We start from the raw sequence: 12,694 nt of genomic DNA on the forward strand, positions 1-12,694 counted from the left end.
GGGTAACGTCAGCGATCCGTCCAACACCTTTACCTTGATGCTGGACTTCACACCACCGGATGTCAGTAAAATTGCCATCACAGGTGTGACGGATAACGTGGGCAGCGTCACCGGGCCGGTTAACCAGGGCGGTATTCTGGACGATCGTAAGCCAGTGATTAAAGGAACCGGGGCAGAAGCAGGGGATACCATTACGGTTTCTACCACTGACGCTGATGGCAACACTAAAGTTCTTGGCACGACAACGGTGGGCAGCGATGGCACATGGGAGTTGACGCCAACCGGGTCACTGTACGATGGCTTGAACAAACTGACCGTGGTTGAAACCGACAAAGTGGGTAATACCGCCAAGCCGGACAGCAGCTATGATGTCACCATGTCGTTGACGCCGGGCGCACCAACAATTGGCAGCATTGTCGATGACAGCGGGGCAACTCATGTCATTCTGACAGAAGGTGCCTTGACGAAGGACAATACGCCGACGTTGAGCGGGACTTCATCGGTTGCCGAAGGTGACACTATTACCATTTACAATGGTAATACCGTGGTCGGTACGACGACGGCTGGCCCTGGTGGTAACTGGAGCTTTACGCCAACCACCAAACTGCCGGATGGAGCTTACAGCTTCAGCGTGACGGGAACCAACAGTGCGGGTCAGGAGAGTGCACACAGTGGCTCTCAGACGATCACCATTGATGCAACGGCACCAAATCCGGTATCAGGTCTGACAGTCAATGACGATGTGGGTTCTGTACAAGGGCCGTTGGCAAACGGTGCTGTGAGTGACGACAATACGCCAACCTTTAAAGGTAATGCGGAAACCGGCAGCACAGTGACCATTTACGCTAATGGTGAAGTGATTGGCAGTGTAACGGTGACCAGCCCAGACGGTAGTTGGGTCTATACGCCGACAACCGCGTTGCCGGATGGTAATTACCAGTTCGCTACAGAAGTGACGGATAAAGCAGGTAACAGCAGCGGCAGAACCGATGGTATTGCCATCACTGTCGATACGGTACCGGGCGATCTGAAATTGCTGCAAGTTCTCGATAATGTTGAACCTGATAGCGGTACACGTCTGTTGAACAATGGTGATGTGACTAACGACAGCACACCAACGTTTGTAGGTACGGCGACTGCGGGCAGCATTGTCACCATCAAAGATGGTGCCAGTACTGTTCTGGGCAGCGTGAAGGTTGATCCGTCAGGTAACTGGAGCTTTGAACCAGGTACCGTGCTGAGCGAAGGGCTTCATAACTTTGTGGTCAGTGGTACAGATGTTTCAGGTAATCCGTTAACGCCGATTAACTTCAGCCTGACTATCGATACCGTGGCACCTGTGGCACCGAAAATTACTGATGTTGTGGACAACACACTGCCAGTACTCGGTACCGTGGTCAGCGGCCATGCGACTAACGACACGACGCCTGAGATCAAAGGCACGGCGGAAAAAGACAGCACCGTTCAGATTTATAATCAGATCGATGCGGCTAACCGTGTTCTGTTGGGGACAGCGCTGGCTGATACCAACGGCCAGTGGGTGCTGGTACTGACGGATGACAAGGCGTTAACTGACGGCAGTTACACGCTCGTTGCAGTTGCTACCGATAAGGCGGGCAATGCAGGGGCGGCCAGTGAGCCATGGACCATCATCGTTGATACGACTATCTCTGATGCGGTGATCGCGATTACGTCGATCAGTGATGACCTGGGGATCAGTGACTCCGACTTTAACACCAGCGATAACACGCTGTTGATTAACGGTACGCTGAACAAGGCGTTGCAGCCTGATGAGTGGGTCGAAGTCAGCCTGGACGGTGGCAAAACCTGGACCAAAGCGGCCAGCACCACCGCCAGCAACTGGACCGTGGATCTGCAAAGTCAACCGCTGAACTCGGGTGACTACACCATCGAAGCACGGGTAGTCGATCAGGCAGGCAATATCGGTAGCACCGATTCGCATGCGCTGACCATCGCTGCCGGTGGGCCGAACCTGAATGGCCTGACCACCACCACGGGTATCACTACCGATACCAGCAATGGTCTGGTGAGTGGCGATCTGTTCAGCCACAGTGCGACGGCGGTCAACAACGATATGATCACCCGTGACCGTACCGTGACGTTGAACGGTAACCTGAGTGCGGCACTGCAGACCAACCAGTATCTGCAGATCTCGCTGGACAATGGGACTACCTGGACAACGCTGCTGTCACAGAGCGGCAGCCAGTGGAACTACACGCTGGATGCGGTTACGCAGAGCACCACGGTGAACTATCAACTGCGGGTGATTGATTCTGCCGGTAACGTTGGGGTCAACACCAACTTTGCCAACAGCTACCAGGTGGTGATCGATCTGGATTCCCCGGATGCGATCCTCGGTGCGCCTAATGTGCCGCAGATTGTGGACAACAGCACCACGTTCGTCTTCAACAGCAGCCAGTACGGCAAGGTGGAAGCCGGGGCGATAGTGTCCCTGGTCAGCGACGTGAACCGTAATGGCACCTACCAGGAAGGTCTGGATCAGGTGATCGGGTTTGCCAAGGTTGCTGCGGACGGTACCTGGACGCTCAGCACCAAGCTGCCATCCGGTGCGCATAACATCGCGTTTATGGTGTGGGATGAGGCGGGTAACCGCTCGGCCATGAGTTCTGCTACCAGCATCGGGGTAACCGATGGCGGCGGTAGTACGCTGATTCAGCAGAAGTGGGGCGGCACGACCGATGCGGATAACTATGGCCTGAACGCTGCGGCGGTGACCATTGGTCAGGACGGGTTGTGGTCGTTCTTCCAGAGTGTGCGTGGCACCTCGGGGACGACGACAGCCAACGCTGGCCGTGTGTACAACATGACGTCGCAGGAGGATTACACCTCAACCTATCTGGCACAGCCGTCTACTACCAACGGCGCAGGTTATAACGTTAACGATGCGGGCTATGGTCGCTTTATCAACTCGGCCACCTTTGCGGATATCAACCGCGATGGCTTGACCGATGTGATGTCGCAGGTCAGTTCGTACGGTAACGCCAACCGGACCGCTTACTGGATGCAGAATGCTGACGGCAGCTATACGCCGCAGGCGCTGAACCAGGGCACGCTGAACCACCTGGGTGGGGTGATTGCCTATGACCGTGAGGGCGATGGCTATCTCGACTTTGTGCTGGCTGACTCAGAGTCAGACTCCATTTCGTTTATCAAGAACGTTAATGGGGTACTGACCTATGAGCAAGCTGCCGGTTTCTCTGCTGGGCACCCTGGTGGGGCTCTTCCTGCTGCGATGAGTGTGTTGCATGAAGTGGGGGCAGTGGATATCGATAACAACGGTACGGTAGATATCACCGCGCACATTGACTTCAACGGTGCGGGTAACAACGCTGGCAACGGCTCACGTGGTTTGGGGATCCTGTATAACCAGACCAACGGCACCACCTCGACCACCTTTGGTAACGTGGGGTATTACGCCAACGTGTTCCGCGGTGATGGTGCGGATGACTACGGTAACCTGTCGATTTCCATGACCTATGCGGACTTCAACGGTGATGGCTGGCTGGATCTGTTCCTGAGCCGTGGTTCGAAGGCAGGGGTGAACAGTGATGAAAGCCGTATCTACCTGAACGATGGTACCGGCAAGCTGCTGGCCACCAACGATTCGCAGGCGCTGTGGTTCGGTGACAAACTGGATGGCGGTACCTCGCTGGCGGTGGACTGGAACCACGATGGCAAGATGGACATCATTGAAGTCCCTCGTTCTAGCAGCGGTGGGAGCGCAGTTCAGGTTGCCAGCCCGATGTTGTACCTGAACCAGGGTAACAACGTGTGGGGAACCAATGCGGTCAGCCTGACCGGTAGCCAGACCTACAGCAACCTGACGGGTGCTGTGGCGCTGGACTACGACTGGGATGGCTCGATGGACCTGGTGCTGTACCGCTCCGGTGCGGATGGGGCGGTGGTGTCTGGTGATGCGTCTGCGCCAACGCTGCTGGTGAAGAACACCAACATCGCGGCAGACGGTACCAGCCTGCAGATCCGTATTGTTGACGGCAACGGCATCAATACCTTCTACAGCAACACCGTCAAGCTGTATGACTCGCACGGTAACCTGGTGGCGACGCAGCTGATTAACCCGCAGGCGTCCGGCTCCAGCAACAGCATGGGTCTGGTGAGCTTCTTCGGCCTGAAAGCGGACGAAGTGTACTCGGTACAGCTGTTGCGCATCACCAACGGTGCAGCCAACCACGTGGGGGCGTTCGCCGGTGAGCAGGGTGGCAACATCAACACCACCGTCAACGAAAACTGGGGCGGGTTGACCACCGGCAAGGCGCATGATGCTTATGTGCTGACGGCGGAAAACACCAATGATGTCAACAATACCATTGGCAGCAGCGGGATCACCGGCACCGGGTATAACGACACCTTCTTCAGTTCAGCGGGTGACGATACCTATACCGGCGGTGGTGGCTGGAACCAGACCGTGAGCGGTCAGGCGGTCTGGAGTGCAACGGCGGGGATGGACATCGTCGATTATAGCCGTGCACCGGGCGCCATTACGGCCAACCTGTGGACAGGCACGGCGACGGGTCACGGTAACGACAAGCTGGTGAGTATCGAAGGCTTGATCGGGAGCAATCAGGGCGACACCTTCACTGACAATTCGGCCAACAACCTGTTTGAAGGCCGGGGTGGCAATGACACGTTCTACCTGATTAACGGTGGCAACGACACGCTGATGTACAAGGTGTTGGCGGGTATGGAAAGTGACGGGACGGGCGGTAACGGTCACGACACGGTCCATGGCTTCCACGTAGGCAACGTTGCAACGGACAATGACGCCGACCTGATCGACCTGAGCGATCTGCTGGACTACAACGGCCCGATCTCCTTCTTCCAGGACGATGGCAAGATGGAGCTGGACTACTCTTCCCAAGGTATTCTCAAGTACCTGAAGGTAGAGACCAGCGGGGCCGACACGGTGATCAGCATCGACCGTGATGGTCAGGGCGGACAGTATGCCTTTACCAACGTCGTGACGTTGGCCAATGTGCATACCGATCTGGAAACGTTATTGCAGAATAACCAAATCATTGTTTAACCGGTAACGGAACCCGCAGTGTAAAAGCTGCGGGTTCTATACCCGTCATTTTTCAAGCTGTTTGGGTGTTGGCTGCCCTCACTGATCCCAGTCACTTACTTGAGTAAGTTCCTGGAGATTATGAGCCTCATAGAGGTTCACCCTGCGGGCCAGCGCAAGCGCTGTTCAAATGGGTATGACCCATTTGTCGTGTGGTTGCCGCCTACAAGCAACTTGAATTATTTTGGGTATATTTTTTGTTATTTAATTATCGGGTAAACATTTTGGCTATATCACCTTTGGGTGTAATAACGGATCCCGAAAAATTGTCGCCGTTTATGGATGAATATATCAGGTGAGCCTGGAGCATATAATGAAAGCTGTTCGTAATGGATTTAAAAATATTAATATTGCTGTATTAACGTTAGCTGCGGGATTGTTTTCTGTTACCGCACTTGCTGAGTCGGTACACAACAACCCACTCTCTGCCGATAGCAGTGTGGCAAACGGTTATCGCCCCGTCGCGAAAGTGGTGCCAGAGCTGGCTCAGGTGGTTTTCTATTATCCACAGGGCACTCTCCCTGCCACCATCAATGTGGATCGCGAACTGCAATCCGCGTTGTTACCTGGTGAGTTTACCGTGTTCTGCGTGGCACCTGGTGGGCATGCGATTGAGTCCTATTTCCAGGATCAACCGGTTTATCAGGGCAAACAGAACCCCGCGCATCAACTGGATGTTAAGGGGTCAGAGACCTATTTTCTGCAGGTAAACCCAGGGGCTAATGGCAGTACGGCAGCCTTGGTTGAAAGAGCGACGGCAGAAGCTGATTTACAGTCTATGCGCAAGCAGACGCGTATCATTAACCGTGCTTCACAAGTAAAGCCTTGTGAATATGTCAACGGTGGTGGTGCCGTGCTGATTCAGGAAGGCATACAGTTCCGTTTTGGCAAGAGCAATTACGGTTCTATTTTGCCGTCCTCAGTGGCTAAACTGGAAAACGTCGTGGCATTTCTCAAGCAGGGAAATAACGTTTCTGATATCCAATTGGTGGGTTACACCGATGCTATCGGTAACCCGGTGGCTAACCAGCGCCTGTCACAGGCCAGAGCTGAGACGATTCGCGAAGCACTGATTGGCGCAGGCGTTAGCCCGCATGTGATCAGTAACGTCAGTGGTATGGGCGTGGCTCAAAGTGCTGAAGGCTGTGTTGCTAATGCCAGCCACCAAGGGGCGGGTTGCAACGTTAACAGCCGCCGTGTGGATATCATTGTCAGATAATAATCTAGCTTTGATTTGATTTTATTAAAAAAAGGGCCACAATAGCGTGGCTCTTTTATTTAACTGGATTCGCTTTACAAGCTGATAAAGAGCTTCAATCGAATAAGATTAATCTTGTAATAATTTATTATCCTATTCCTGTCCTATCTGCACCGTATAGTTAAACATCTCAGTATCTACCAGTGAAATCAACCTGATACCTTGTTTCTTTTGGTTACACAAAAAGGCTTTTCTAGGCACTTGCTTATTTTTTCAAACCAAACTTTAAGTAAATACCTATACTGTTTCATGCGGTGGTTAATATATTCCCTGTGTTAAGATATATCTAATATTTAGCTTGGAAGCTAAATCACAGTTTTTAAGTAACCAGGGAAAGATTATGAGTGAACAATTGTCGGTGTCTTCAGCGTTACCGGAGATCCCTGAGCCTCCGGCGATTCAGTCGCGAGAATTTGACAATATAGAAGACCATGGCAGAGATTCATTACTCTGGGCTGTTGAATGGTTATGCCAACATTACAATAAACTCGTCAGCAAAGAAGTGCTGTACGCAGGCTTACCCCGTGGCGACAAACTGGAACCTGAATTGGCGCTGCGTATGCTGGACCAGATCGGCATCTCTGCTGGCTGGATCAAACGCGACCTGACTAAAATCTCCTCTTATCTCTTCCCGTTAGTGGTTGCTCGCACCGATGGGACTTACTGCATTGTTGCGGCACGAACCGGTAAGCGTGGAAGCTATTGGTATCAGATTGTGGTGCCTGAAAGTGGCGGCACCGTCAGCATTCCGGAAGCGGAACTGTTAACCAATGGCTATGCCATGGTGGCAAGCCCTAAGCCGAAGCTGGATGCCCGCCTGGAAGATGAAATCCTGCCGGAATCCAGCCGTGAAGGGCATTGGCTTTTCTCTACGCTCTGGCGTTATCGGCATTATTTCTACAGTGCGGCGACCGCTGCGCTGCTGGCCAACGTACTGACATTAGCCAGCACCTTCTTCACCATGAACGTTTATGATCGCGTGATCCCGACTCAGGCTTATGTCACCCTTTGGTCTTTGGCGATCGGGGTACTGGTGGCCATTGTGTTCGAATTTACCTCCAGGCAGGTTCGTACTTACCTGATTGATGTGGCGGGTAAAAAAGCGGACTTGATTGTCGGGGCGAAACTGTTCCGCCAGGTGATGGCAATGCGTATGGAGAGCAAACCGCAATCGACGGGGACCTTCGCCAACCAATTGCGTGATTTCGAAGCCGTGCGTGATTTTGCCACTTCGGCAACGCTGTCAACCCTGTCCGATCTGCCCTTCTGCATCCTGTTTATGTTCGTTATCTACCTGATCGGTGGGCAACTGGCGATCGTACCGTTGGCGGCAGTGCCGATTATTTTGCTGGTCAGCGTGATCATTCAATGGCCGTTAAGCCGTTACATGGGTGAAAACATTCGTGAGATCTCGCAAAAGCAAGGGATGCTGATCGAATCCATCGAAGGGATGGAAGCGCTGAAAGCGGCGCAGGGCGAAGGCGTGATGCAGAAACGCTGGGACGATATCAGCGCGTTGGCAGCCGCCTCTTCAATGAAAACCCGTTACCTTTCTGCGCTGACCTCGAACTTTGTCACCTTTATGCAACAGGTGTGCACCGTGGTGATCGTGGTATTTGGTGTCTATCTGATCCATGCAGGTGAACTGACCATGGGATCGATGATCGGGGTGGTGATCCTGTCTGGCCGCTCATTGGCTCCGCTAGCGGCGGTGGTTGGGCTGGCATTACGTTATCAACATGCCAAAACGGCGTTGAAATCACTGAATCAGCTGATGTCATTACCTGTTGAGCGCGACCCGGGCATCAACTACCTGCCGACACCGAAGTTCGACGGTAACTTGAGCTTGAAGAAGGTGGCTTTTGCTTACGCAGTGCCGGGGATGATGGTCCCTCCATCGATCCTCGATAACATCAATATCACCATCAAGGCGGGTGAGCGCGTGGCGATTATCGGCAGCATCGGCAGCGGTAAGTCGACGTTGTTGCGGGTGATGGCGCGGATTTATCAACAGCGCAGCGGCCAGATCTCGATTGATGGCGTTGATGCGACACAGGTCGATCCTGCCGACTGGCGTGCGGCAGTCGGGTACGTTGGTCAGGATTGCCGGTTGTTCAGCGGCACCTTGCGCTTCAACGTGATGATCGGCAAACCGGGTGCCAGCACGGAAGAGTTCTTGCGTGTCGCTCAAATGACCGGTTTGGATCGCATCGCGGCCAAACACCCACTGGGCTATGACATGCCCGTCGGGGAGATGGGCAACGGTTTGTCCGGTGGGCAAAAACAACTGGTTGCCCTGGCGCGTTGCCTGTTACTGCGGCCAAAAGTGCTGTTGATGGACGAACCGACCAGCTCGATGGATGCGATGACAGAAACCCTGTTTATCCGCCAACTGCAGAAAGCCATCGAAGGGCAAACGTTGGTGATTGTCACACACCGTATGTCAGTGCTGAATATTTTTGACCGCTTGATTGTTCTGGATGATGGGCATGTGGTTGCTGATGGCCCGAAAGACCAGGTCATTGCCATGCTGAGCGCCAACGGCGAGAAGAACAGTCAGAGAGCGGTTCAGCAAAGCCAGCCACATTAATCTCAATCTACGGCAATAATCCGTGTGACCTCGTGATTTCAACGTGCGATAGCCAAGGCTTTGCATTTTGCAACACGAGGTAGACACCAACAGGAAATAACGGATGAACAAGGACGGTTTTACATCAGCCCCCACTGATGATGCTGATGTCAGCAATAAACAGGGTGTGATTAAAAAAGAGACTGAGGCAAAGACGATTACAGTGAATGCGGCAGACAGAATTGAATCCCAGAAAAAAAATAAGAATAAGAAAGATCAGCACAGCGGAAAAATAGAATCTGAAGATCTGCAGTTTATGAACGATCTGCAGTCGGCGTTAATCTCCCAAAAGACGCCATTCAGTATGATCATGCTCTATACCATTGCATTGGTGGTGGTGGTCGCTCTGGTGTGGGCGCATTTTGCCCGCGTTGAGGAGATTACCCGGGGTGATGGGAAGATCATCCCGGCCAGCCGCGAACAGGTTATTCAGAGTCTGGAAGGGGGGATCCTGGAAGAACTGAACGTGCGTGAAGGCGATATTGTCGAAAAAGGGCAGGTGTTGCTGAAGATGGATCCGACGCGTGCAGGATCCAGCTACGGGGAGTCATTATCAAAAGTCTTGGGGCTGAAAGCCACGATAGCGCGTTTGCGTGCGCAATCTTATGGGACTGAACTGGTGTTTCCACCAGAAGTACAGGCAGTACAGAGCCTGGTGCATGATGAAACTCAGGCCTATAACGCGCAATTGAGAACCCTGAACGAAAGCGTGGATGCGCTGAAGAAAAGCCTGGCATTGGCCGAAAACGAAGTACAGCTTTCCGCGCCTTTGGCTAAAAAAGGGCTGGTTTCAGAGGTGGAAATCCTGCGTCTGCGCAGGCAGGCGAACGAATTCCAATTGCAGATTGCTGAACGTACCAACCGTTTCCGCTCGGATGCCAACAGCGAGTTAAACAAGCAAGAGTCAGAACTGGCACAGGCCGAAGAGATTCTGCGTGGCCGTGAAGACGTGATGCAGCGTACTACTATTGTTGCTCCGGTGCGCGGAACGGTGAATAACATCCGTATTACCACGCGGGGAGGGGTGATCCAGCAGGGGGCAGAAATCATGACGGTTATTCCCCTGGAGGATAACCTGTTGGTCGAAGCCCAGATTAAGCCTGCCGACGTGGCCTTTATTCACCCAGGCTTACCTGCGACGGTCAAGATCACCGCGTATGATTATGCTATTTACGGCGGATTAACTGGCGTGGTGGAACACCTGAGTTCTGACACCCTGGTTGACGAAGAGAAAGCCCGTTCTGGACGGGGAGATGCAACGTATTACCGTGTGTATGTGCGTACTAATCAGGCAGCCTTGCACGTCAAGGATAAAACGTTTCCGATCATTCCCGGCATGGTCGCTAACGTAGAAATTCGTACAGGTGAGAAAACGATCCTATCCTATATTTTAAAACCTGTATTAAAAGCCCGTGAAGCGTTCAGGGAGAGATAATTTAAATGGTACGCAAGCACAGTGAGTTCCGCCGGTTAAACGTGGCAATGGCGATAGCAATATGCCTGCCATTTTCCACGCTGACAGTGGCACAGCAATCCTCTTTGCCGGGAGGAAGTAGCCAAAATATCAATGCATTACCTCCAATGCTGACACAGGAGGAATATATGACATTATTCCATTCCGATCAGTCATCGGCTGAAAATGCAGGATCACAAGAAGCGCCCGACTTCCTTAAAGAGCTGGCGGCGGTGGGTGAGCCGAAAGCGCCGCCTCCGCGCCAGAATCAGAGCCAGAACCCGAATACGGTTCCTACGGCCCCGGAGGTCAGAAAAGAAGCGGCCCCATTATTCAGCGGCAGTGCTACGGCGAGTAACACGCCACCTCCGGTTGCGGCCAAGCCGAGTGAAGGGATTCAGCCGAGTAAAAGTATCAGTGTTTCAGAGCCCTATAGCCAGCCCGTCGCGCCAGCACCTGTTACCGTGACGGCCAAAGCCCCTGAGCCTGCAAGGACGACGACATATATTGAGCCTCCGGTGTCGATTCAGACTACCCAGGCACCTCTCGTTAAGACTGAACGCCCGAATGTGGCAACAAGCCAACCCGTGCAGGTAGAGAACCGCCAGTCTGCGACACCGTTTGTCAGTGACAAACAACCGGTATTGGTTAATCGGGATGAGTTGCGCGCCAAGGCTAATATTGCTGCAGAAGCCCCTGCTGGCAGCAGCCGCTCAGTATTGAAGAACAATGACAGCCGCCTTCCACCGGTTCAGCAGCAGTATCAACCCGAACCGGCGTATGACAATGTGCGTTGGAATGGCGAGATCCGTGGCGAAAGTGGTAAGCGGACTTTCGACAGTATGTCTGGGGATGCCTACAGTGGGAAAAGCAATAGCCCGTCGCGCGCTTTCTTACGCAAAATGGTGTCGATGGCCTTGGCCTACAGCCCGGAGGTCCGCTCCTCAGAAGCCGATGTGATGGCCGCCGGTTATTACGTTGATCAGACCAAAGGGCAGCGCTGGCCACAGGTTCAGGTTGGGGTGTCTACGCCGATAGGGACTCAAGGGGGCAATGCCGATCTGCAACGTAATAATGCGAAAGCCAGTGATACCAGCGGCTCGGTTTCTATCACCACGCCTATCTACGATTGGGGCAAGATCAGCAACCAGGTCGACAGTGCCGAAGAAGGGGTAACGGCGGCAGTCAATGCGCAGAGTTATACCAAAGAACAACTGGCTTACAGCACCGTGTCAGAGTTGATGAACCTGGGCCGCTATCAGGAAAGCCGCGCGGTGGCGTTGGCTTATGTTGCACGTATGAAGCAACTGACCGATATGCTGTCGCAGATCTCGACAGCGGATCAGGGGCGTGCCAGTGAGTTCACCCAGGCAAAAGCCAAGCTGCTGTCTGCCCGTGCCAACCTGGATGATCTTGAGCATCAGGTCAGTACCAGCCGTATCCGATTGGTGCGTCTGTTGGGCGTTGAGCCGAATTTGCCTGAGAATATCTCCTGGCGGGATTCAGTGATGCCTGCGTCAGTGGCGCTCGCTTCATTGACCAAGAACCCTAATCTGTTGAAACTGCAGGCACAGGCAAAGGCGGCAGAATATGAAGCCGAGAGCATCAAGTCTGCGGGCTTGCCACAGTTGAATTGGGTGGTTTCCAAGAACACGGCAAAAGATATCAACGGTGATGAAACCGGTTGGTATACCGGGCTGAACGTGCAGTGGAACGCGTTCAGCGGCGGTTCGCAAACGGCGGCACAGATGGCGGCCCGCGCCAAGGCGAATGGGGCTCAGCAACAATATGAAGTGGCCTACCGTGATTTGGAATATCAGATCAATAATCTGGTGCAAACTCGCGATTCTTCGTTTATGCGCGCGGACGATTTCGATCGTTTATCAGCAGAAACCGATCGTGTCAGGCAAATGTTTTATGAGCAGTGGTACAACCTTGGCACGCGTACATTATTGGATGTGCTGACGGCAGAGAACGACCATTTTAATAATCAGTTATCCGCCATTAACAATCGTTATGATGGTTATATTTCCAATATTAATGTGATTGCCAGTGCCGCGATGTTGTTGAGCTGGGTTGATAAATAAAATACACCTGATCCAAGCTTCAGTTGGAATTAAGAAAAACACCCCTTACAAATTGTAAGGGGTGTATGTAATATTTTAATAGATTTTTTAAATGACACCTTTTGGCATTCTCTGGTGGATTGACTCTCAAAAAAGTAATCCG

General features: G+C 52.9%; 5 protein-coding genes. All 5 read left to right on the top strand.

What is annotated here, in order from left to right:
* A partial coding sequence (locus IV04_RS22345) for an Ig-like domain-containing protein (RefSeq protein WP_037441494.1) occupies positions 1-5,086 on the top strand: 5,086 nt, incomplete at its 5' end.
* A gap of 352 nt (positions 5,087-5,438) precedes the next feature.
* Positions 5,439-6,344, top strand: a complete 906-nt coding sequence (locus IV04_RS22350) for an OmpA family protein (RefSeq protein ID WP_037403152.1) — start codon at positions 5,439-5,441, stop codon at positions 6,342-6,344.
* Between the two features lie 379 nt (positions 6,345-6,723).
* Positions 6,724-8,973 (top strand): type I secretion system permease/ATPase, encoded by a 2,250-nt coding sequence (locus IV04_RS22355; RefSeq protein WP_081893274.1) that lies wholly within the window; start codon positions 6,724-6,726, stop codon positions 8,971-8,973.
* Between the two features lie 295 nt (positions 8,974-9,268).
* Positions 9,269-10,447: an HlyD family type I secretion periplasmic adaptor subunit gene (locus IV04_RS22360; protein ID WP_152562941.1), complete on the top strand. Its 1,179-nt coding sequence runs from the start codon at positions 9,269-9,271 to the stop codon at positions 10,445-10,447.
* Positions 10,448-10,452: 5 nt separating this feature from the next.
* The gene (locus IV04_RS22365; protein ID WP_231566311.1) at positions 10,453-12,552 is read left to right on the top strand and encodes a TolC family protein; all 2,100 of its coding nucleotides are present in this window, start codon (positions 10,453-10,455) and stop codon (positions 12,550-12,552) included.
* Positions 12,553-12,694 lie beyond the last annotated feature (142 nt).

It is taken from the genome of Serratia sp. Ag1 (assembly GCF_000743355.1).
In the GTDB taxonomy this organism is placed as follows: Bacteria; Pseudomonadota; Gammaproteobacteria; order Enterobacterales; family Enterobacteriaceae; genus Chania.